Below are 21,350 nucleotides of genomic sequence, written 5' to 3' on the forward strand. Positions count from 1 at the left end.
CTGTGCCGCTCCCGAGTCTGCGTCTCTGCCGTACCCCTGGCCCCCCTGCCCTCCCCCCTATACCCACCCTTATTTGCGGTTGCGGACCGCGGTGGAGCAGCGCGCACGGGGAGTCGGCGCGCGGCTCGGCACTACGCTCCGCCGCAGTGTCGGCGGACCGGCGACGCGGCCGGGAGCCGAGCCCGACGGGGAGTGCGACATGACCGACAGTGGGAGTGCGACATGACCGGAATTCCGCAGGGGGCCGCCGCCGCGGACGGCTCGTCCTGGCACACGATCGACGTCGACCTCGGCGACCGCGGCTACCCGGTGCGCATCGGTGCCGGGGTCCGGCACACCTTGCCCGAGGTGGTCGCCCGGATCGGCGCCCGGAAGGCGGTGGTGGTGTCGGCCCGGCCCGCCGCGTGGACACCCGATCCGGGGGTCGAGGCCCTGCACATCGCGGCCCGGGACGGCGAGCGGCACAAGACGCTGTCCTGGGTGGAGGAACTCTGCGTGTGTTTCGCCCAGTTCGGCCTGACGCGGTCGGACGTGGTGGTCTCCTGCGGGGGAGGTACCACGACCGACGCGGTGGGGCTGGCGGCCGCGCTCTACCACCGCGGGGTGCCGGTGGTGCATCTGCCGACCTCGCTGCTGGCCCAGGTGGACGCGAGCGTGGGCGGCAAGACGGCGGTGAACCTGCCGCAGGGCAAGAACCTGGTCGGCGCGTACTGGCAGCCCCGGGCCGTGCTGTGCGACACGGACTACCTCACCACGCTGCCGGAGCGGGAGCGGATCAACGGGTACGGGGAGATAGCCCGCTGTCACTTCATCGGCGCCGGTGACCTGCGCGGCCTCGGCACGGCGGAGCAGATCGCGGCGAGCGTGGCCCGCAAGGCGCAGATCGTGAGCCTCGACGAACGCGACTCGGGGCTGCGCCATCTGCTGAACTACGGCCACACGCTGGGCCACGCCCTGGAGCGGGCCACGGACTTCGCGCTGCGGCACGGTGAGGCGGTGGCCGTGGGCACGGTGTTCGCCGGACGGCTGGCCGGGGCGCTCGGCCGGATCGGCCCGGAGCGGGTGGCCGAGCACCTGGACGTCGTGCGTCACTACGGGCTGCCCACCGAGGTGCCGGCCGGGGTGAGCACGGGCGAACTGGTGGCCCTGGCCCGGCTGGACAAGAAGGCGACCCGTGGTCTGGCCTTCGTGCTCGACGGGCCCGCGGGCGCCGAACTCGTCTCCGGCGTTCCCGCGGAGACGGTGGCGGCGGTCCTGGACGCGATGCCGCGCCGTGCGGCGGCGGGAGCGCCGACGCGATGACCGGCGGTGTGCCCTGGAGCATCAGCGGAACCACCCGGCTGCTGGCCGTCATCGGGGACCCGGTGCGGCAGGTGCAGGCGCCGGCCCTGCTCAATCCCCTGCTGAACCGGCCCGGCACCGACGCCGTGCTGGTGCCGGTGCACGCCGGCCCGGACGACCTGCCGCACGTCGTCCGGGGCCTGCAACGGGCGGGCAACGTGGACGGGCTGCTGATCACCGTCCCGCACAAGGCGGCGGCCCGTGCCTTCGCCGACGGGCTGAGCCCGGCCGTCCGGCTCAGCGGCAGCACGAACGCGCTGCGCCGTGAGCCGGACGGCCGCTGGTACGCGGAGAACTTCGACGGCGCCGGCTTCGTGGCGGGGCTGCGGGCCGCCGGTCACGCACCGGAGGGACGGCGGGTCATGCTGGTCGGCGGGGGTGGCGCGGGCAGTGCCATCGCCGCGGCGCTGCTCGGGGCGGGCGTGGCCCGGCTGACGGTCTGCGAGCCCGACTCCGGGCGGCGCGAGGCGCTGCTCGGCCGGCTGTCCCGGGTGTGGCCGGGGCGGCTGGCCGGCCGTGCCGTGCCCGATCCGGAGGGTGCGGATCTCGCGGTCAACGCCACTCCGCTGGGTCTGTCCCCGGGTGATCCGCTGCCGTTCGCGCCGGGAACGCTGGAGCCCGGAGCGGTGGTCGCCGACATCATCATGAAGCCGAGGGAGACCGCGCTGCTGAAGTCGGCGGCCGCGCTCGGCCATCCCGTCCATCACGGCGTGCACATGCTGACTCAGCAACTCGATCTCTACCGGGAGTTCTTCCGGCTGGCTCCGGGCCGGTAATCGGAACCACGGACTTCGGTTCACCAATGGGCGGACGATTCCCGGACAGTAGGCGTGACCCCCGCATGATGTCTTTCGCTTCGTGAATCAGGACGCGCGCATGATCGCAATAAATGGGGGTAACGAAGTGAAACCGGTCGAACGGGACAAACAGTTGGAGCTATTGGACAAGCTCCTGTCCGAAACAGCCCAGGGGCACGGTCATGTGGCCCTGCTCGACGGAAGCATCGCCAGCGGAAAGACCGAAGTCCTGCACGCCTTCGGTGACCGGGCCAGCCGGTCCGGCGCCCTGTACCTGCACGCTTCCTGCCATCCGGCCGAGAGTCCGGTGCCACTGGGCGTGGTGAGCCAGCTCCTCGACAGCGCCCCGCTGCGGCCGGAACTCGCCGCACGGGTGCGCTCCTTGCTGCGGGACGCCGCCGCCCTGCCGTCCGGTTCCCCGAGCGGACCCGTGACACCCGAACTGGCACGCGTCCTGCACGCCCTGTCCCAGGTGATCCTCGAACTGTCCGCGGCCGCGCCGGTGGTGCTCGGCGTCGACACCGTGCGCCACGCCGACCAGGCATCGCTCGACTGCCTGCTGCGGCTGGTGCGCAGGCTGCGCAACGGCCGGGTGCTCCTGGTGGTCACGGACGACACCGGAATGCTACCGTCCGGCCCGCCGGTCCACTCCGAACTGCTGCGTCAGCCGCACGCGCACCGGATCCGCATCCCCCCGCTCTCCCAGAACGGCGTCCGCCAGTTCCTGGAGGAGCGGATGGACACCGAGAAGGCGCGGACCCTGGCACCCGCGGTCCACGACGCGGGCGGCGGCCATCCGCTGCTCACCCGGGTCCTCACCGAGGACCACCTGCTCTCCGGCGAGCCCCGGCCACAGGGTTTCGGCGCCACGTTCGTCAGCTGCCTGCACCGCGGGGACCCGATGCTGCTCCGCGTCGTGCAGGCCCTCGCCGTGCTGGACGGCGGCGCCGCACCCGCCGAGCTGGGCCAGCTGCTCGGCACCGAGACCGGCACGGTGGAACGCACGCTCCGGTCGCTGTCCGACAACGGCCTGCTGAACGGTGTGGAGTTCCGCCACCCGCTGGCCCGGTCCGCCGTGCTCGACTTCATGGGCGCCCAGGACGGCACGGAACTGCACCGCAGGGCCGCCCAGTTGCGACAGGAGCAGGGCGCGACCGCCACCACCGTGGCCCGCCATCTGGTGGCGGCCGGCCGCGGCCAGTCGGTCTGGGCGACCGGCGTGCTGCTGGAAGCCGCCGAGCACGCCCTGCTCGACCACCGGTACGAGTTCGCCGCGGACTGCCTGCGGCTCGCCCACCGCTGCACCACCGACGAACGCGACCGGGCGACCATCCGGGCCCGTCTGGCGCACGCGGAGTGGCAGTACAGCCCGTCGGCCGCCGGCCGGCACCTCACCCCGCTCACCGCCGGCCGCGGCGAGCACCTGGACCGTGGCCAGAACCTCGCGCTCGTCCGCAAACTGCTGTGGCTGGGGCGCACCGAGGAGGCCACCGAGGTACTGGAGCGGCTGCGCCTGCTGAGCAGCGGCGACGAGCACAGCGAGGAGTCGCTGGCGCTGCGCGACGCCGAACGGTGGCTGGCCCTCGCCCACCCGCCGCTGTGCCGGCGCCGGCAGCCGACCGCGCCGGCCGACCGGCGCGGCCCCCTGGTCACCCCGCGCATCGAACCGCAGCTCCAGGTCACCGCGCTGCTGGCGGACGGCCTCGTGCACGGCAAAAGCACCCAGCTGGTCGACCGCGCCGAGCAGGTGCTGCGCGAGCTGCGGCTGGGCGGTGCCACCCGCTGGGGCGAGGAGGCGGCCCTCACGGCGCTGCTCACCCTGGTCCAGGCGGAGGGGCACGACATCGCCGCGGAGTGGTGCGACAAGCTCCTGGAGGACGCGCAGGGCCGCGAGGCGCCCACCCAGCGCGCCCTGTTCGCCGGGATACGCGCCCATGTCGCGCTGCGCCAGGGCGACCTGCCGTCCGCGGTGCGTTTCGGCCAGGCCGCGCTGACCTATCTCTCCCACCAGTCGTGGGGGGTGGCGGTGGCACTGCCGCTGGGCACGCTGGCGCTGGCCGCGACCCGGATGGGCGACTACGAGGACGCGGCGAAGTATCTGACCCGCGCCCTGCCCGAGGCGGTGTTCCAGAGCTGGTACGGACTGCACTACCTGCATGCGCGCGGGCACTACCGGCTGGCGACCAACCACTCCCACGCCGCGCTCGCCGACTTCCTGGCCTGCGGCGACCTCGTCCGCCGCTGGGGCCTGGACAACGCCGACCTGGTGCCGTGGCGCACCAGTGCCGCCGAGGCGTGGCTGCGCCTGGACAACCACGACCAGGCCAGGCAGCTGCTGCACGAACAGCTCGGCCGGCTCGGCAACGAACGCGGCCGGGTGCGCGCCCTCACCCTGCGGCTGCTCGCCGCGACCGTACCGCCGCGCCGTCGGCCGCAGTTGCTCGCCGAGGCGCTGGACCTCTTCGAGGCGGCGGGTGACCGGTACGAGCAGGCGCGGGTGCTGTCGGAGCTGAGCCGGGCCTGCTACGCGACCGGTGACAAGCGGCGCGCCCGGCTGCTGTTCCGGCACGCGCTGTACGTCGCCAACCGCTGCGAGGCCAAGCCGGTCGCGCAGGAACTGCTCGCCGTCAACGACAGCGGCGCGTCGCGGCCGGGCTCCGCCCCGGACAGCAGCGAGGACATCGCGTCGCTCACCGACTCCGAACGCCGCGTCGCCTCGCTCGCGGTGATGGGCTACACCAACCGGGAGATCGCCGACCGGCTGTACATCACGGCGAGCACCGTGGAGCAGCACCTCACCCGGGTGTACCGCAAGCTCCACGTCAAACGCCGCAAGGACCTGCCGGTCGGTCTGTGGGCCGACGTCAGCAAGAAGTCCGCGTGAGACCCGTGTCCCTCCCCTCTCCCTCCGACCCCCGCTCACCCCGGCCGAGACCGACACCGAAGCAGGTGGACCATGTCCGACGCCCCACGCGCCTCCGCCACGTCCACGCACCCGTCCGGCTCGCGGCAGCTGCCGTCCGGGCTGCGCGCCCGGCTCGACGCGGCCCTGGCCAAGCCGGCCGAACAGCAGCCCCGGTGGCCCGACCCGGGCGCCGTCGAGGCGGTCCGCGGGACGCTCGGCGCACTGCCCGCCCTGGTGCTGCCCGCCGAGGTCGACGACCTGGGCGCGCGCCTGGCCGAGGTGGCCCGCGGCCGGGCCTTCCTGTTGCAGGGCGGCGACTGCGCCGAGACCTTCGCGGGCAACACCGAGCAGCACATCCGGGCCACCGTCCGTACGCTGCTCCAGATGGCGGTCGTGCTGGCCTTCGGCACCGGGCTGCCGGTGGTGAAGATCGGCCGGATCGCCGGGCAGTACGCCAAACCCCGGTCCGGGACGGTGGACTCGCTCGGCCTGCCGGTGTACCGCGGCGACATCGTCAACTCGTTCCTGCCGACGCCGGGTGACCGGACCCCGGACCCCGAGCGCATGCTGCGGGCCCACGCCAACGCGAGCACGACCATGAACCTGCTGCGCGCGGTCACCGGCCCCGCGGGGGACGCGGGACTGCCCCATGTGCACGAGTGGAACAAGGACTTCGTCCGGCGCACTCCGGCGGGCGCCCGCTTCGAGCGGCTGGCCACCGAGATCGACCGCGGGGTCGGCCATGACGCCACCGCGCTCTACAGCCCCGAGGTGTACGCCGGGCACGAGGCGCTGCTGCTCGACTACGAGCGCGCGCTGCTGCGCCCGCACGACGGCCGGCTCTACGGGGTCTCCGGCCACTTCCTGTGGATCGGTGAGCGCACCCGGCAGCCGGACGGGGCGCACCTCGCGCTGGCGGAGCTGCTGGCGAACCCCATCGGTCTGAAGATCGGCCCCGGCACCTCGCCCGAGCAGGCCGTGGACTACGCGCGGCGGCTGGATCCGCAGCGCGTCCCGGGCCGGCTGACGTTCATCACGCGGATGGGGAACACCCGGATCCGGGAGGCGCTCCCGCCGATCGTGGAGCGGGTCACCGCCGCGGGCCACGAGGTGGTGTGGCAGTGCGATCCCATGCACGGCAACACCCATGAGTCCCCGAGCGGTTACAAGACCCGGCACTTCGACCGGGTGGCCGACGAGGTCCGCGGCTTCCTGGAGGTGCACCGCGCTCTGGGCACCCATCCGGGGGGCCTGCACGTGGAGCTGACCGGGGACGACGTCACGGAATGCCTGGGCGGGGCGCAGGAGATCTCGGACGAGGATCTCGCGGACCGCTACGAGACGGTGTGCGACCCCCGGCTCAATCCGGAGCAGTCCCTCGAACTGGCCTTCCTGGTGGCCGAGATGCTCCGCGGCTGACGGGGGCGGGCGGACACGTGAAGGTGCCTCCCCCACGATCCCGCGGGGGAGGCACCTTCAGCCGCGCCGTGGGACCGCGGCGGGCTCAGCCGGTCCGCACCGCGCCGACCAGGCTGTGCGCGCAGGCGATCAGGCTGCGGGCCTCCACGTTCACATAGTGGCTGTGCCGCAGCAGGCCGACGAGCTGGTGCAGGGTGAGCCAGCGGAAGTCCGCCGCGTCCTCGGGCTCGTAGTCCTCGTCGGTCTCGATGACCAGATAGCGGTTGCGCGCCTGGTGGAAACGGCCGCCCTCCTCGGAGAGCAGGCTGTCGAAGCGGATGCGGTCCGGGGCCGCCGCCAGCACTTCGCCGAGGAACCGGGGCCGGGCCGCGTCGGGCAGCACCGTGTAGTTGCCGGGTGTGGCCTGCACGGTGGGCGCGAGTTCGACCACGTCCAGATAGCCGGGCTGGATGCGTGCGTTGACCAGGGCGTGCAGCACACCGCCGATCCGTTTGACGAGGAAGGCGTTGATGCCGACGCCGACGGGTTCGACCACGGGCTGGGTCCAGCCGGCGACCTCCCGGTGCTCGGCCCGTACGGAGATGCCGATGACCCGGAAGAAGCGGCCGGTCTCGTGGACGATCTCGGCCGGGGTGGACCGCCACTGGCCGACCCGGTCGAGCGGCACGATCCGGGTCCGCACCAGGGCGCGGGCCTTGGCCTCGGTGATCCAGCTGAGGATCTCGTCCGTGGTGTGCAGCGCGCCCTGCTCGTCGCTGCACGAACGGATCACGGCCGCGCCGAAGGACTCGCCAGGCAGCGGGAAGGCCGCCGCGAGGTCGGCGCCGGAGAACGGCAGGCAGGACAGCACGGTGCGGGAGTCCATGTTGACGATGTCGTCGCCGTCGAGCAGCCGGTGCAGCTGGCCCAGCGTCAGCCAGGAGAAACCGTCGCGGAGTTCGATGTCCTCGGTCACCTCGACCACGATGTTCCGGTTGCGCTTGCGGTAGAACCAGGCCCCTTGTTCGGACTGGAGGACGTCGGCCACCACCCGGTGCCGGCTGGTGTCCTGGAAGTACTCCAGATAGGGCACGGCATTGCCGCGGTGCACCTTGGTGTAGTTGCTGCGGGTGGCCTGGACCGTGGGTGAGAGCTGGACACCGTTGAAGTTGCCCGGCTCGTTCTTGGCCTGCATCAGGCAGTGCAGGACGCCGTCGAACTCCTTGACCACGATGCCGAGGATGCCGATCTCCGGCTGGTCGATGATCGGCTGGGCCCAGGAGGGCACCGCGGCGCCCGGGATCTCCACGGACAGACCGCGGACGGCGAAGAAGCGCCCGCTGTCGTGCACGAGGTCGCCGGTGTCCGGATCGCGGCCCCAGCGGTCCAGGTCGTCGAGGTCGACGCGGTCGACCCGGGCCACGTCGACGCTGCGCCGGTGCGCGAACCAGTGGTGGAATGCGGCGAGGTCCATGACCCCCTCGGCGGCCAGTGCCGATTCGGTGATCCGCAGCGCCATGCGCTCGTCCGGCCTGCGCAGTCGCACGGCGGCCGATGTGTCGAGCATGGGAACTCCTCGGCGTTGATGGGCGGCCTGTCCTCGGTCCACTTCTCGGCCCACTATGCGGGAGGCCCCATGGGGGTGGCGGGCGGCCACCTCAACTCAGGGGGGAATTAGGGGATTTCCGCGGCCTGTTACCCGGTCAGCATGGGGTTGACAGGAAAAGGAATTCAACATCTACGATCGGTGCGCTATCGCCGGGAATTCACCCCGGAATATCAGTCGACGTACGGCCGCGCCCATGGAATGCCGGTCGGCCCAGTGGAGGTCCCGAGTGAAGGCAAGTCCGTTGCGGATCGGCGTGCTCGGCTGTGCGGGAATCGCCTGGCGGCGCATGCTGCCGGCGATCACAGCTAATCCGGATGTCACCCTCACCGCCGTGGCGAGCCGGAGCGAGGAGAAGGCCCGGCGCTTCACCGACCGCTTCGGCGGTGAACCCGTCGAGGGCTACGAGCGGCTCCTGGCACGCCCGGACGTCGACGCCGTCTACGTCCCGCTGCCCGCGCTGCTGCACGCCGGCTGGATCGAGCGCGCGCTGCTCGCGGGCAAACACGTGCTCTCCGAGAAGCCGCTGGCCACCACGGTCAAGCAGGCCACCGCCCTGGTCGAACTGGCCGCGGAGCGGGGCCTGGTGCTGCTGGAGAGCTTCATGTTCCTCACCCACTCCCAGCACGCCCGGGTCCGGGAACTGGTCGCGAGCGGGGTCATCGGCGAACTGCGCTCGCTCACCGCGGAGTTCGCCTTCCCCGCGAAGTCGACCGACGACATCCGCTATCTGCCGGACGTGGGCGGCGGCGCGCTCACCGACATCGGCGTCTACCCGGTGCGTACGGCCCTGCTGCACGTCGGCTCCCAGCTGGAGGTGCTGGGCGCCACGCTGCACCACGACCCGGCGCGCGCGGTCGATCTGGGCGGTTCCGCGCTGCTCGCCCGGGGCGACGGTGTCACCGCCCATCTGACCTGGGGCATGGAGCACTCCTACCGCTCCCGGTACGCGCTCTGGGGCAGCTCGGGCCGGATCAGCGCGCAGTGGGCGTACACGCCGCCGCCCACCCACTCGCCCGTCCTGCGGATCGAGCGGCAGGACCATCTGGAGGAGCTGACGCTGCCGGCCGAGGACCAGTTCGGCAACGTCGTCGCGGCATTCGTCGCACGGGTGGTGGACGGCGTGCCCTCGGGCCTTGAGGGCGAGTCCGTACTGACCCAGGCAGGTCTGGTCGACCGTGTGCGGGAACGGGCCCTGCTGCGCCCGTGACCATCGATCCGAGGGGACTTCGATGAGCAGGACCGAGAAAGATCTGATCCTCGAAAGCGTGCGCAAGTACCACCGCGCGCAGGAGGCGGACCGCCGGTTCGTACCGGGTGAGACACCGATTCTGCCGTCCGGAGCGACGTTCGACGAGGACGACCGCGCGGCCCTGGTCGAGGCGGCGCTCGCGATGCGCATCGCCGCGGGGGCGAGCGCGATCCAGTTCGAGCGCAAGTTCGCCCGGCTGCTGGGGCGCCGCAAGGCGCATCTGACGAACTCCGGCTCCTCGGCGAACCTCCTCGCGCTGACCGCGCTGACCCAGCGGGAACTCGGCGACCGGCGGCTGGTGCCCGGCGACGAGGTCATCACCGTCGCGGCCGGGTTCCCGACCACGGTGAACCCCATCGTGCAGAACCAGTTGGTCCCCGTCCTCGTCGACGTCGACCTGCCCACGTACAACACCACCGCCGACCGGGTCGCGGACGCCATCGGGCCGCGCACCCGGGCCATCATGATCGCGCACGCCCTCGGCAATCCGTTCCCGGCCGCGGAGATCGCGGAACTGGCCAGGCAGCACGACCTGTTCTTCGTCGAGGACAACTGCGACGCCGTCGGGTCCTTCTACGACGGACGGCCCACCGGCAGCTTCGGCGACTTCGCCACGGCCAGTTTCTATCCGGCCCATCACCTCACGATGGGTGAGGGAGGCTGTGTGGTGACCGACAGCCTCCCGCTGGCGCGGGTCGTCGAGTCGCTGCGGGACTGGGGCCGGGACTGCTGGTGCGAGCCCGCGCAGAGCGACACCTGCCACAAGCGCTTCTCGCAGCAGTTGGGCCGGCTGCCGTACGGGTACGACCACAAGTACACGTTCTCGCACATCGGTTACAACCTGAAGACGACGGATCTCCAGGCGGCCCTGGGGCTCGCGCAGTTCGAGAAGCTGCCCGAGTTCGGGGCGGCGCGGCGGCGCAACTGGCAGCGGATGCGTGAAGCACTCGACGGGGTGCCCGGCCTGCTGCTGCCGGAGCCGACTCCGAACAGCGATCCGAGCTGGTTCGGTTTCGTCCTGACGGTCACCGAGGACGCGTCGTTCGACCGGAGCGAGATCGTCGCCTTCCTGGAGTCCCGCAAGATCGGCACGCGCATGCTGTTCTCGGGCAACCTGGCTCGGCAACCCGCATATCAGGACGTCGATTTCAAGGTCGTGGGCTCGCTGGAGAACAGCGACACGATCACCGAGCGCACCTTCTGGATCGGCGTCTACCCCGGTATCACCAACGAAATGATCGACTACGTCGCCCAATCCATCCGCGCGTTCACGGCGCGCTGACGAGCGGCCGGCCGCGCATCCGCCCGAAAGGGAGTACGGATCATGACAGACCGCGCCGCCTCGTCGGCCATCGGCAGCCCGGCCCAGCGCCGGGCCCCGCTCCCCTCGCTCACCGGCCTCCGGTTCCTCGCGGCCATGCTCGTCTTCCTCGTCCACTCGTCGCTGCTCGCCGACCCCCTGCAGCCGACGGCCCCGATCAGCTTCTTCGCCGACCAGGACATCGCGCAGCCGCTGGCCGACGTCCTGCGCCCCGCCGGCTCCATCGGGGTGTCGTTCTTCTTCGTCCTCAGCGGCTTCGTCCTGACCTGGTCGTCGGTGCCCGGGGACAGACCCAGAGCCTTCTGGCGGCGCAGAGCACTGAAGATCTATCCCAACCACGTCGTGACCTGGGCGCTGGCGATGTGGCTGTACGCCGCCGCCCAGACCCCGCTGCACGCCTGGCTGCCCAACCTGTTCCTGGTGCACTCCTTCAGCAACCGGCCCGACACCTGGGCCAGTGTCAACGGACCGGCCTGGACGCTCTGTTCGGAACTCTTCTTCTACGCGCTGTTCCCGCTGTTCATCATCCTGGTGCGGCGGATCGCGGAGCGGCGGCTGTGGCTGTGGGCCGGTGTGATGGTCGCCGGTGTCGCCTCGGTCCCGCTGGTGACGCGGTTGATCCCCGGGGGTGTCCAGACCCCCTTGTTCGACCAGAGCCTGAACCAGCAGTGGTTCAGCTACGCGTTCCCGCCGCCGCGGCTGTTCGAGTTCGTGCTGGGCATGATCCTGGCCCGGATCGTCGCCGCCGGCCTCTGGCCGCGGATCGGCCTGCTCCCCTCGGCCGCCGTCTTCGCCTGCGGTTACGCGGCCGCGGTCGCCGCGCCCGACCCGTACGACTTCAGCCTCACCACGATCATCCCGGTCTCCATGGTGCTGTGCGCGTCGGCGACCGCGGATCTGCGCGGCGACGGCGGCTGGCTGAGCAGCCGGACCATGGTGTGGCTGGGAAACGTCTCCTTCGGTTTCTATCTGGTCCAGGGTCTGGTGATCTGGTACGGCCGACCCGAGGTGTTCGGGGCGCGCACCTTCGCCACCCCGGTGGCGGTCCTGCTGCTGATCGCGCTGTTCCTGGCGAACCTGCTGGCGGGCTGGCTGCTGTACACCCTGGTGGAGCAGCCGGTGATGCGCCGCTGGAGCCGCAGCGGGAAGCAGCAGCCGAAGGGGGCGCCGCGCACCACACCCCGTACGGACTCCCTGGCCGGGTAGCGTACGGAGACCGGGCGGTTGTCATGGAACACAACGATCTGATCGAAGAGGTGATGTCGTGTCGGACACGATCCGGGTAGGGGTGATCGGTGCCAACGCGGACCGGGGCTGGGCCGCGGCGACGCATCTGCCCGCCCTGGAGCAGTTGCCGGGCCTGGAGCTGACCGCGGTGGCCACCACCCGTGCGGAGGCCGCCGCCCGCGCGGCGGCGCACTGGGGTGCCCCGTACGGCTTCGCGGATCCCGCGGAACTGATCGAGCACCCGGAAGTGGACCTCGTCACCGTCGCGGTGCAGCTCCCCGCCCGGGACGACCTCGTCGCCCAGGCGATCGCCGCGGGCAAGCACGTGTACTGCGAGTGGCCGCTGGCGGCGGACGCCGCCCGGGCCACCCGCTACCGCGACCTCGCCGAGCAGGCCGGCGTCCGGCACGCCGTCGGGTTGCAGAGCCGACAGCATCCGGCCATCCGTCAGCTGCGTGATCTGGTCGCCGACGGCCGGGTCGGGGAGGTGCTGTCCGCGACGCTGTCGTACTCGGCGTCCACGCCGACGGGCAATCTGCTGCCGCAGCGCTACGCCTGGCTCGCGGACCGCGACAAGGCGGTCAACACGCTCACCATCGTCGGCGCGCACGCCCTCGACATGTTCCGGTGCGCGGTCGGGGACTTCACCGAGCTGAACGCGACGCTCGCCACCCGCACCCCGAACCTGGTGATCGCCGAGACCGGCCAGGACGTCCCCGTGACCTCGCCCGACCACGTCCTGGTGCAGGGCACCCTGGCGTCCGGCGCGATGGCCACCGCGCAGATCCTCACCGGTGGCCTCCAGGGTTCTGGGCTGCGGATCGAGGTGTACGGCAGGAAGGGGCGGCTCGTCCTCGAAGCCGAGACCGCCGCGCTCGCGGGTTCCGAACTGCACGTGGGCTGGGCGCGGGACGAGCACACGACGGAGCGGATCCCCGTGCCGCAGGTGCACCGCACCGTCCTGCCCGGCGAGACGCCCTCGGTCCGCAATGTGGGGCGGGTCTACGCGGAACTGGCCGCGGCGATCCGGGACGGTGGCCCCGTCGAGCCGGACTTCACCACGGCCGTCGAACTGCACCGCCTGGTGGACAGCATCAACGAGTCGGCGGACAGCGGGCGTCGTACGGCGGTGTGAGCGCGCCGCGAGACGCGTGGAAGGGGTGGTCTCCCGTGCGGGAGACCACCCCTTCGGCGTGCGGTTCAGGCGGTGGCGCTCGCCTCGATCACGTCCGCCGCCCGCCGGGTGCCGCCGGCCGCCGCGACGTGCTCGCGCATGGACGCGACCCGGCGGCCCACCTCGTCGTCGGCCGTGAGGTCGAGCACGGCCGCGCGCAGGCGTGCCGCGTCGAAGTCCGCCGGCTCGATGAGCCGGCCGAGGCCGAGTTCGGCGACCCGCTGCGCGTTGGGGGCGACATCGAGCCACTGCGGCACGACCACCAGCGGCACCCCGGCGAGCAGGGCCTCCATGAGGCTTCCCGTGCCGCCGTGGCTGACGAACAGCGAGGCGTGCTCCAGGACCTGGAGGTGCGGCACCCACTGGTGGGCCTCCACGTTGCCGGGCAGGGGCCCGAGGTCGTCGATCCCGACCTTGTCGCCGACGGAGATCACCGCATGCCAGGGCAGCTCGGCGAACGCGTCGACCGCGGCCCGGAAGAAGCCGATGTTGTCGTTGTGCACGGTGCCCAGCGACACCAGGGCCAGCGGGCGGCCGTCGTCCGGGGCCCGCCAGTCCCCCAGGAACTCCCGCTCGCCCAGGCAGGGTCCGACGAAGGCGAACCGTTCGTCGAAGGTCTCGCCGCGGTACTGGAAGTTCTGCGGGAGGTACACGAGGTTGCGTTCCTCGGGGCCGCGCACGGTCCACAGGTAGTCCTCCAGCGGACCCTCCAGACCGTGCTCGGCAAGCAGCGCGGTGGTCTCGTCCACCGGGTCGAGAAGGGTGAAGCCGTCCGCCTCCTCCAACATCTTGCGGATGAAGGAGAAGTGCTCGTTGAAGGCGAAGCTGGGCGTGGACTGCACGGCGGGCCGGTGCCACTTGCGGGCCAGGACGCGACCCGCCTGGAAGGCCGCCTCGTCGTAGACCACGACGTCGGGCCTGCGCTCCCCGTAGTGCGCCTCGATCGCCCGCAGCATGGCGATGTTCTCGCGCAGGAACACCGCGGGCGCTCCGCCCGCCTCGGGCTTGCCGACCAGCTCCAGCGGGTTCACGGAGTCGTACGTCAGGGCCTGCGCGCCCGTCGCCCGTACGGTGTCCGCGAACTCGTCGACCGTGACGTAGGTGACGGTGTTGCCGCGTGCCACGAGTTCGGTGACGACGGCGAGCGTCGGGAACACGTGTCCGCGGGCCGGGATGTTGATGAGCAGGATGCTTTTTCCCATGTCTCGCTCTCTACTGTTCGGGGGCGAGCACCGTGCCGGTCTCCAGGTCCGTCACCGTCAGGGCCTCCCACGGGCAGGATGCGGCGGCGTCGAGGACGGTCTCGTCGGGTGCGATCTCCGTGGCCACGGGCCGGGACTTGCGGTCCTGAAGGCGGAACCGGCCGGGTGCCGTGCCGATGCAGATGGCGGAGCCGTTGCAGACGCTCCGGTCGACGGTGACCGACCAGCGGCCCGCAGGTGGCTGCGGCGCGGTCACCAGGCGACCAGCAGCGCGCTCGGGCCGCGGACGATCCGGTCCCGGCGCCAGGGCACCTCCGAGGGCGCCTCGGCGAGCCGCAGCCGGGGCAGCCGTCGGGTCAGGGTGCCGATGGTCACCTGGAGTTCCACGCGGGCGAGCGGGGCGCCCAGGCAGTGGTGCACGCCATGGCCGAAGGCGATGTGCTGGTTGTCGCGGCGGTCCAGGTCGAGCCGGTCGGCGTGCTCGAAAACGGCGTCGTCGCGGTTGGCGAGCAGCGGCATGGCCACGACGGCCTCGCCCTTGCGGATGACCTTCCCGCCCAGTTCGATGTCCTCCAGGGCGATGCGCGCGTTGTCGGCGCCCGCGGACAGCGGGGTGTGGCGCAGGAGTTCCTCGATGGCCTGCGGCACCAGGTCGGGCTCGGCCACGAGCCGCTGCCAGTAGCCCTCGTGGGTCAGCAGTTGGTAGGTCTGGCTGCCGATCTGGTTCGCGGTGGTCTCGTGGCCGGCCGCCAGCAGGGTCACGGCCAGCACGATCAGTTCCTGCTCACTGAGCCGGTCCTCCGCGTCGCGGGCCTGGATCAGCCCGCTGAGCAGGTCGTCCCCCGGATTCTCGCGGCGGGCGGCGATAAGGCCGCCCATGTACGCCAGCAGCTGGTTCAGGGCGTCCGCGATCTCCTCGGGGGAGGTCTCGTTGCCGGTGGCGAGGGCGAGTCCGGTCCAGGTGCGGAAGTTGTTCCGGTCCTCCTTGGGCACACCGAGCAGTTCGGAGATCACCCGGACCGGAAGCGGCCAGGCGACGGTCTTCGCGAGGTCGGCGGGCTGTCCGGCGTCGAGCAGTTCGTCGATGAGTTCGTCGACCATGATCTGCACCCGGGGCCGCAGTTCCTCGATGCGGCGGACCGTGAACGCCTTGGAGACCAGTTTGCGCAGCCGGCTGTGGTCCGGCGGGTCCATGCTGAGGATGTTCTCGGACTCCAGCGGCGGTCGCAGCCGGGGCACGTCGCTGCCCACGGTGGCCGCGCGGCTGAACCGCTGGTCGGAGAGGACCGCCTTGATGTCGTCGTACCGCGTGGCCAGCCAGGCCTCGCCGCCGTACGGCATGGTGACCTTGGACAGCGGCTCGTCCCTGCGCAGTTCCCCGTAGCGGGGGTGGACGTCTAGCCGCTCCGGGGGCCCGAACGGATAACTGGGCGCGGCCTGATCTGCGGTCGTCATACCGGCTGGGTCCCTTTCTGATGCCTGTACACGGGGTCGGAAGAACGGCTGAAACGCTACTGGTCAAGGGGGTGTTCGCCATCCCCTAATGCCCCCCTGACCTGGACCGGTGTCCGGCGGCGACCGTGCAGGTGGCGGGGCATGGGCGAGCGCCCGGCCACGCACTGGGGCACGACCGGGCGCTCGTCCGGCACCGGGCGGGGGAGACCGGGGCCGGAACCGTGACCGGACCGCTCGTGGCGGTCGGTCAGTTCTGGTTCGGCGACGGCAGGGCGGCGTCCTCCACGCCCTGTTCGGCCGCGTCGGCGGGGGCCGCCGCGGCCTTCGGGGCACGCAGGACGAAGGCGGCGAGGGCGACGCCGACCACCTCCAGGGCGGCGGCCACCAGGAAGGACACGTGGTAGCCGCCGGTCATGGCCTCGGCGGGGTTCTTGCCCTGGCCGAGCAGGGTGTCCGAGCGGGATCCGGCCAGCGTCGCGAGGATCGCCACGCCGAGCGCGCCGCCGATCTGCTGGGTGGTGTTGATCAGGCCCGAGGCGAGACCCGAGTCGGCGGGCGTCGCACTGGACATGGCGAGCCCCATCACGGCGGGCAGCGCGAGTCCCGCGCCGACGCCGAGCAGGATCACCGAGGGCAGGACGTCCGGGGCGTAGGACGCGTCCACGGGCAGCCGGCCCAGCAGGCCCAGCGCGACCGTGGTGACGACCATGCCCACGAGCAGCACACGGCGCGGGCCGAAGCGGGTGATGAGCTTGGCGGAGTAGCCGAGCGAGATCACGGCGATCACGATGGGACCGGGCAGGTAGGCCATGCCGGTCTTGATCGAGCTGTAGCCCGCCACCGACTGGAGGTACAGGGCGAGCAGGAACTGGAATCCGAACAGTCCGGCCACGAAGAGGACCATGACCCCGTTGGCGCCGGACAGGTAGCGCGAGCGGAAGATCCGCAGCGGCAGCAGGGGGGTCTTCGCCTTGGCCTGCCGCAGCACGAATCCGATGAGCATGACGATGGCCAGCCCGCCGAAGCCGAGGGTCTGGGCGGAGCCGAGCCCGTCGCTGTCGATCCTGTTGATCGCGAAGACGAGCAGCATCAGACCGCCGGTCACCAGGACGGCGCCCACCATGTCGGCTCCGGCCCCGAAGCCGAGCCCCCGGTCGGTGTCGAACAGCCGGGACGCGGCGAAGAGGATGACGACGCCGATCGGCACGTTGATGTAGAAGATGGAGTTCCAGCCGGCCGCCTCGGTCAGCACACCGCCGGCGATGACGCCGATGGAACCGCCGGCCGCGGCCACGAAGCTGAAGATGCCGATGGCCTTGGCCTGGTCGCGGGGCTCAAGGAACATCGTCACGATCATGCCCAGCGTCACGGCACTGGCCATGGCACCGCCGACGCCCTGGACGAACCGGCCGAAGATCAGCATCCCCTGGCTGCCTGCGAGCGCGCACAGCAGCGAGGCCGCCGAGAACAGGGTGATGCCGCCGATGAACATGCGCTTGCGGCCGATGAGGTCGCCGAGCCGGCCGGACAGCAGCAGCAGTCCGCCGAACGCGATCATGTACGCGTTGACCAGCCAGGCGAGGTTGGACTGGGAGAAGTCCAGCTCCTTGCCGATGGTGGGCAGCGCCACGGTGACGACGCTTCCGTCCAGGACGATCATCAGCGTTCCCGCGCAGAGCGTGTACAACGCCAGCCAGCGTTTCCGCTCGACCGGGGCGGCCGTGTCGGCAGCCATGGGTGACCTTCTTTCTCAAAGGGAACGACTTGTTACTGGATTCATCATGTGTGACCCTGAAGTCCGGTGGAAGGAGGCACTTTCATGTCCCAGGGGAACAGCGCTGTGACCGTCCAGGTCCGGGCCGTGCCGCCCGTCGAGAAAGTTGTCGGCGGCGCCGCCGACGATCACGAGAAGACAGCCTGCACGGTGCTCCAGGTCCTGGAGCGGGTGAGCGGCAAGTGGGCGATCGGCATCCTGCTGGAGTGCGCGCAGGGGCCGCGTCGGTTCACCGAACTGGAGCGCGCGGTCAGGGGCATCAGCCGCCGCATGCTCACGCTCACCCTGCGCAATCTGGAGCGGGACGGGCTGCTGACCCGGACGGTCTATCCGACGGTTCCGCCGAAGGTGGAGTACACGGCCACACCGATGGCCGTGGAACTGTACGAGTCCCTGGTGTCCCTCGCCATGTGGGCGGAGCGGCATCGCTCCGCGATCGCCGACGCGCGCAGGGAGTACGACACCGGCGCGGTCGATCTCATCAGCTGAGCCGACGGCCCGGTCCGGGTCCCGGCGGGGCCGGACGCCGACCGGGCCGTGACCCGGCCGGCCCCGCGGGCCGGGCCGGACCGCGGCGGCTCCGGCCGCCGGAGGCCCGGCGCCGGTGCCTCGCGCCGAGGCCGGGCATCAGGCACCGGGCACCGGGTGCCCCTGACCCGACTTCAGAAACTGCTCCCCCGAGGCCCCGCGTCAGCCGGTTCCGGCCGCCGCGAGCTGTGCGCTCAACTCATCGACCAGCAGGGCCAGTTCGGCGGCGTCCGCCGCGGCGCCGTACACATAGAAGTCCGGGCGGACGATCAGCGCCGTCGCTCCCGCGGGAGCCAGCAGCGCCAGATACGTGCCGTCCTGGTCGCGCACGGCTCCCTCCTCGCCGGGGACGTCCGTATGGCCGGCTACTACCAGCCGGACGGCCCGCACGCCGAGGTCGGCGAGGGTCCGCAGCCGGTCCGCGTCCAGCAGCTCCTCGACGGGCACCGTGCTGAACAGGGTGAACCCGGGGCCGACGACCTCGTCGAACCGCCCCTCCACGCCGTTCCGGGCGACCCTGCCCTGCGGGCCGAGTTCCCCGGCCGGCGCGATCGGCCGGCCCTCGGCGTCCCGGTGGAGCAGGCCCTCGGTGAGCTGCTGCACGGCCGGCTCGCGGCTGGTGCGGCCGAGCCCGCGCTCCCTGGTGGCGATCATGATGGCGTCGCGGTCCCGGGCGGCCTTCGGGTCGGTCTGGCAGATGATCCGGCCGAGGTCCATCGACATGCCGATCGCATGCTGCACATGGGCGCGGCGTTCCGTGGTGTAGGTGTCCAGCAGCGCCTCCCCCGCCGTGCCGCGCAGCACGAGGCCGAGTTTCCACGCCAGGTTGGCCGCGTCACGGAAACCCGAGCACATGCCCTGTCCGGCGAAGGGCGGCATGAGGTGGGCCGCGTCGCCCGCGATCAGGACCCGGCCGATACGCCATTCGGTCGCATAGCGGGCCTGGAAGGTGTAGACGGCCTGCCGCTCCAGGGTGGCGTTGTCGGGTGTGATGCCGAACAGGGCGAGCAGTTTCCAGGCGTTCTCGGTCCGCCCGAACTCGTCGACGGATTCACCCGGGATCCGCATGAACTCCCAGCGCCGGTGCCCGGGTCCGGCCGACACCTCGGTCCTGGGGCGCAGGGGATCGCAGACCTGGAGGTTGTTCGGGTGGAACTCGCGGGGTTCGTGCAGGATGACGTCGCAGGTGAGCCAGTCGTTGAAGAACCCGTAGTCCTTCAGTCCGGCGTGCACGGCCTCCCGTACGAAGCTGTTGGCGCCGTCGCAGCCGACCAGCCAGGAGGCCGTGAACTCCCGTGGTCCGTCCGGGCCGACCGTGCCGACCCGGACCCGGTCACCGTGGTCGGTCAGCGCCACGACCTCCTGTCCCCGCAGGATGTGCAGGCCGGGCAGGGTTTCGGCGCGGGCCGCGAGGGCCGCCTCCAGGGCGGGCTGGTACATGGACGTCGAGTCGGGCCATCCGGAGCGGCCCACGTCCGCGACGTCGACGTGGAAGAGGAGCGCGCCCTCGCCGTTGCGCCAGGTGTAGTCGCGGGACGACTCCCCGAACTCGTCGAGCAGGTCGCCCACTCCGGCGGCGGCGAGGATCCGTGCCGACTCCCCGTCGAAGGAGACGGCCCGGGGCATCGGATAGGGCTGCGGCCATCGCTCCAGCACGGTGACCCGCAGATGCTGCCGGGCCAGCAGGAGAGCGGTGACCAGGCCGACCGGTCCGGCGCCGACGACCAGGACGTCGGCCTCGGCGGGCGCGTCCTGGGCCGGTCCGGGTCCGGTCACCGATGAGCTGTCGTTCATCTCGTCGTCTCCGGTGTCAGTCGGCGGTCCGCAGGATGTCGGCGACGACCCGGTCCAGGTCGGCCCGGTCGACGAGGCCGCGGACGGTCTCCTGGCCGTCGTCCACGGTGAGCAGGCGCCGGCCGATGAGGATCCGCTGACCGCGGTCGAAGGCCCGGCCGCGGATGACGGTTCCGGTGCGGGCCAGTTGCCGTGCGAAGGCCACCAGGTCGGGTGTGGGGTGCTGCCACTCCGCGAACTCCCTGGGGCGCAGCAGGAAGCGGTACACCGCCAGCCAGTCTCCGGTGCGCCCCCTGCGTTCGACGACGTGGTAGGCGTCCAGGCGCCGGACGCGGAAGTCGTTGCCGTACTGGTGCTGGATCTCGTCGTTCACCCGCAGCGGTTCGAGGTACGAGGGCCCCACGAACCCGACGTCGACGAGGACCGGTTCGCCGTCCAGGCGTACGTAGCCGAAGACGTGCTCCAGGTCGGGCCCGAAGCTGCCGTCCATCTGCCGGATGCCGGCCGCCAGTACGCCGGTCTCGAAGCCGATCCGCTCCAGGAGGAGTCGGAAGATCCCGTTGAGTTCGTAGCAGACCCCGCCGCGGCCGTCGACGATCAGGCTGTCGAACGTCTCGTCCGCGTCGATGTCGACACCTTCCCACAGGGAGGTTCCGTTCCCGGTGTTCCGGGTGCTGTCGTACGGCACGGCGATCAGATGTTTCTTGTGCAGGGACCGCAGGGTTTCCCAGTCGGCGCGCACCGGACCGGTGTGGCCGAGGACCTTGAGGTAGCGCTCGACGTCAAACACCGGCCCGCTCCTCGCTGTTGTCGGAGTCGTCGGCCGCGTACAGCTCGCCCAGGTGCTCGGCGAGCGCGGCCGGGGTGGGGTGGTCGAACAGCAGCATGATCGGCAGTTCGAAGCCGGTCGCGGCCGAGAGGCGGTTGCGCAGTTCCACGGCGGTGAGCGAGGTGAAGCCGATCTCGAAGAAGACGCTGCCGTCGTCGATCGGTGCGGGGTCGTCGTGCCCGAGCACGGCCGCCGCCTCGGCGCGTACGCGTTCCAGGAGCAGTTCGGCCCGTGCCTCCTCGGAGGCTTTGACGAGCAGGTCGGTGAGCGTCTCGGCCTGCGGCTGCTGCGCCGCGTCCGGGCCGTCGGCGCCGTTCGTACGGTCGTCCATCGACAGGTCCTCCTTGGCTGTGTGGCGGGTACGCGGTGTGGTCTCAAGCCAGTAGCGGCGGTGCTGGAAGGCGTACGTGGGCAGGTCCGGAAGGGGTCCTCCGGCGTGCGGCAGGACGGTCGACCAGTCGACCTCCACTCCGCGTGTCCACAGCTCCCCCGCCGAGGACAGGAACCGCCGCATACCGCCGTCGTCGCGCCGCAGCGTCCCCGTGACGGCCGAGGAGACTCTCCCCGCGGTCTCCAGAGCCTCCTGCACGCCGACCGTCAGTACGGGATGCGCGCTGGCTTCCACGAACACCCGGAACCCGTCCGCGACCAGCGCCTCCACCGCAGACCCGAACCGCACCGGCTGCCGCAAATTCCGATACCAATACCCACCCCCCATCCGACCATCCTCAACCCACTCACCATCCA

The 21,350-nt window shown here is 71.5% G+C and carries 17 protein-coding genes; 9 read left to right on the forward strand and 8 right to left on the reverse strand.

Translation table 11 applies throughout. The features are described from left to right. The first annotated feature begins 222 nt into the window (after positions 1 to 222). From ACFY2B_RS32635 to ACFY2B_RS32650, 4 genes are all read left to right on the forward strand, one after another. Positions 223 to 1,302 (forward strand): 3-dehydroquinate synthase family protein, encoded by a 1,080-nt coding sequence (locus tag ACFY2B_RS32635; protein ID WP_390766671.1) that lies wholly within the window; start codon positions 223 to 225, stop codon positions 1,300 to 1,302. Further along, positions 1,299 to 2,117 (forward strand): shikimate dehydrogenase family protein, encoded by an 819-nt coding sequence (locus ACFY2B_RS32640; RefSeq protein WP_390766672.1) that lies wholly within the window; start codon positions 1,299 to 1,301, stop codon positions 2,115 to 2,117. Before ACFY2B_RS32635 ends, ACFY2B_RS32640 begins: the two co-directional genes overlap by 4 nt. A gap of 100 nt (positions 2,118 to 2,217) precedes the next feature. Next, positions 2,218 to 5,022 (forward strand): AAA family ATPase, encoded by a 2,805-nt coding sequence (locus ACFY2B_RS32645; protein WP_390766673.1) that lies wholly within the window; start codon positions 2,218 to 2,220, stop codon positions 5,020 to 5,022. Between the two features lie 72 nt (positions 5,023 to 5,094). Next, positions 5,095 to 6,462 carry a 3-deoxy-7-phosphoheptulonate synthase class II gene (locus tag ACFY2B_RS32650; RefSeq protein ID WP_390766674.1) on the forward strand — a complete coding sequence of 456 codons (1,368 nt, stop codon included), beginning with the start codon at positions 5,095 to 5,097 and terminating at the stop codon, positions 6,460 to 6,462. A gap of 85 nt (positions 6,463 to 6,547) precedes the next feature. Here ACFY2B_RS32650 and ACFY2B_RS32655 read toward each other — a convergent pair whose 3' ends face one another. Then, the gene (locus ACFY2B_RS32655; protein ID WP_390766675.1) at positions 6,548 to 8,008 is read right to left on the reverse strand and encodes an NDP-hexose 2,3-dehydratase family protein; all 1,461 of its coding nucleotides are present in this window, start codon (positions 8,006 to 8,008) and stop codon (positions 6,548 to 6,550) included. 268 nt (positions 8,009 to 8,276) lie between these two features. Here ACFY2B_RS32655 and ACFY2B_RS32660 point away from each other — a divergent pair, with 268 nt between their 5' ends. From ACFY2B_RS32660 to ACFY2B_RS32675, 4 genes are read left to right on the forward strand one after another with little or no spacing between them, the layout of a single operon-like run. Next, on the forward strand, positions 8,277 to 9,257 hold the full coding sequence (locus ACFY2B_RS32660; protein ID WP_390766676.1) for a Gfo/Idh/MocA family protein: 981 nt from the start codon (positions 8,277 to 8,279) through the stop codon (positions 9,255 to 9,257). Between the two features lie 22 nt (positions 9,258 to 9,279). Further along, positions 9,280 to 10,581 (forward strand): lipopolysaccharide biosynthesis protein RfbH, encoded by a 1,302-nt coding sequence (rfbH, locus tag ACFY2B_RS32665; protein WP_390766677.1) that lies wholly within the window; start codon positions 9,280 to 9,282, stop codon positions 10,579 to 10,581. 42 nt (positions 10,582 to 10,623) lie between these two features. Beyond that, entirely contained in the window at positions 10,624 to 11,826 is a 1,203-nt protein-coding gene (locus tag ACFY2B_RS32670) for an acyltransferase family protein (RefSeq protein WP_390766678.1), read from the forward strand. 58 nt (positions 11,827 to 11,884) lie between these two features. After that, positions 11,885 to 12,982, forward strand: coding sequence for a Gfo/Idh/MocA family protein (locus tag ACFY2B_RS32675; RefSeq protein WP_390766679.1), 1,098 nt, complete (start codon positions 11,885 to 11,887; stop codon positions 12,980 to 12,982). Positions 12,983 to 13,047: 65 nt separating this feature from the next. Here ACFY2B_RS32675 and ACFY2B_RS32680 read toward each other — a convergent pair whose 3' ends face one another. The 4 genes from ACFY2B_RS32680 to ACFY2B_RS32695 all read right to left on the reverse strand — a co-directional run bounded on the left by ACFY2B_RS32680 (position 13,048) and on the right by ACFY2B_RS32695 (position 17,413). After that, a complete protein-coding gene (locus ACFY2B_RS32680) occupies positions 13,048 to 14,223 on the reverse strand; it encodes a macrolide family glycosyltransferase (RefSeq protein WP_390766680.1) in 1,176 nt (391 codons plus the stop codon). Between the two features lie 10 nt (positions 14,224 to 14,233). Beyond that, a complete protein-coding gene (locus tag ACFY2B_RS32685; RefSeq protein WP_390766681.1) occupies positions 14,234 to 14,479 on the reverse strand; it encodes a ferredoxin in 246 nt (81 codons plus the stop codon). Then, complete coding sequence (locus tag ACFY2B_RS32690) at positions 14,476 to 15,678, reverse strand: cytochrome P450 (RefSeq protein WP_390766682.1); 1,203 nt, start codon at positions 15,676 to 15,678, stop codon at positions 14,476 to 14,478. Before ACFY2B_RS32690 ends, ACFY2B_RS32685 begins: the two co-directional genes overlap by 4 nt. 247 nt (positions 15,679 to 15,925) lie before the next feature. Beyond that, positions 15,926 to 17,413, reverse strand: a complete 1,488-nt coding sequence (locus tag ACFY2B_RS32695) for an MFS transporter (protein WP_390766683.1) — start codon at positions 17,411 to 17,413, stop codon at positions 15,926 to 15,928. Positions 17,414 to 17,497: 84 nt separating this feature from the next. Here ACFY2B_RS32695 and ACFY2B_RS32700 point away from each other — a divergent pair, with 84 nt between their 5' ends. Further along, entirely contained in the window at positions 17,498 to 17,941 is a 444-nt protein-coding gene (locus ACFY2B_RS32700) for a winged helix-turn-helix transcriptional regulator (RefSeq protein WP_390766684.1), read from the forward strand. 201 nt (positions 17,942 to 18,142) lie between these two features. On the opposite strand, the gene ACFY2B_RS32705 is transcribed toward ACFY2B_RS32700, so the two are convergent. Genes ACFY2B_RS32705 through ACFY2B_RS32715 form a run of 3 tightly spaced genes read right to left on the reverse strand, consistent with a single transcriptional unit; the run spans position 18,143 to position 21,321 of the window. Further along, a complete protein-coding gene (locus ACFY2B_RS32705) occupies positions 18,143 to 19,774 on the reverse strand; it encodes a bifunctional 3-(3-hydroxy-phenyl)propionate/3-hydroxycinnamic acid hydroxylase (protein ID WP_390766685.1) in 1,632 nt (543 codons plus the stop codon). 16 nt (positions 19,775 to 19,790) lie between these two features. Then, a complete protein-coding gene (locus ACFY2B_RS32710; RefSeq protein WP_390766686.1) occupies positions 19,791 to 20,564 on the reverse strand; it encodes an arylamine N-acetyltransferase in 774 nt (257 codons plus the stop codon). Next, positions 20,557 to 21,321, reverse strand: a complete 765-nt coding sequence (locus ACFY2B_RS32715; RefSeq protein ID WP_390766687.1) for a phosphopantetheine-binding protein — start codon at positions 21,319 to 21,321, stop codon at positions 20,557 to 20,559. Before ACFY2B_RS32715 ends, ACFY2B_RS32710 begins: the two co-directional genes overlap by 8 nt. Positions 21,322 to 21,350 lie beyond the last annotated feature (29 nt).

It is taken from the genome of Streptomyces sp. NPDC001270 (genome assembly GCF_042896695.1).
GTDB lineage: Bacteria > Actinomycetota > Actinomycetes > Streptomycetales > Streptomycetaceae > Streptomyces.

What these genes read in the sequence shown, in the direction of transcription:
- ACFY2B_RS32700 (WP_390766684.1), top strand. Translation starts at nt 17,498, where the DNA reads ATGTCCCAGGGGAACAGCGCTGTGACCGTCCAGGTCCGGGCCGTGCCG.
- ACFY2B_RS32705 (WP_390766685.1), bottom strand. Translation starts at nt 19,774, where the DNA reads ATGAACGACAGCTCATCGGTGACCGGACCCGGACCGGCCCAGGACGCG.
- ACFY2B_RS32680 (WP_390766680.1), bottom strand. Translation starts at nt 14,223, where the DNA reads ATGGGAAAAAGCATCCTGCTCATCAACATCCCGGCCCGCGGACACGTG.
- ACFY2B_RS32695 (WP_390766683.1), bottom strand. Translation starts at nt 17,413, where the DNA reads ATGGCTGCCGACACGGCCGCCCCGGTCGAGCGGAAACGCTGGCTGGCG.
- ACFY2B_RS32655 (WP_390766675.1), bottom strand. Translation starts at nt 8,008, where the DNA reads ATGCTCGACACATCGGCCGCCGTGCGACTGCGCAGGCCGGACGAGCGC.
- ACFY2B_RS32635 (WP_390766671.1), top strand. Translation starts at nt 223, where the DNA reads ATGACCGGAATTCCGCAGGGGGCCGCCGCCGCGGACGGCTCGTCCTGG.
- ACFY2B_RS32650 (WP_390766674.1), top strand. Translation starts at nt 5,095, where the DNA reads ATGTCCGACGCCCCACGCGCCTCCGCCACGTCCACGCACCCGTCCGGC.
- ACFY2B_RS32640 (WP_390766672.1), top strand. Translation starts at nt 1,299, where the DNA reads ATGACCGGCGGTGTGCCCTGGAGCATCAGCGGAACCACCCGGCTGCTG.
- ACFY2B_RS32645 (WP_390766673.1), top strand. Translation starts at nt 2,218, where the DNA reads ATGATCGCAATAAATGGGGGTAACGAAGTGAAACCGGTCGAACGGGAC.
- ACFY2B_RS32690 (WP_390766682.1), bottom strand. Translation starts at nt 15,678, where the DNA reads ATGACGACCGCAGATCAGGCCGCGCCCAGTTATCCGTTCGGGCCCCCG.
- ACFY2B_RS32670 (WP_390766678.1), top strand. Translation starts at nt 10,624, where the DNA reads ATGACAGACCGCGCCGCCTCGTCGGCCATCGGCAGCCCGGCCCAGCGC.
- ACFY2B_RS32715 (WP_390766687.1), bottom strand. Translation starts at nt 21,321, where the DNA reads ATGGGGGGTGGGTATTGGTATCGGAATTTGCGGCAGCCGGTGCGGTTC.
- rfbH (WP_390766677.1), top strand. Translation starts at nt 9,280, where the DNA reads ATGAGCAGGACCGAGAAAGATCTGATCCTCGAAAGCGTGCGCAAGTAC.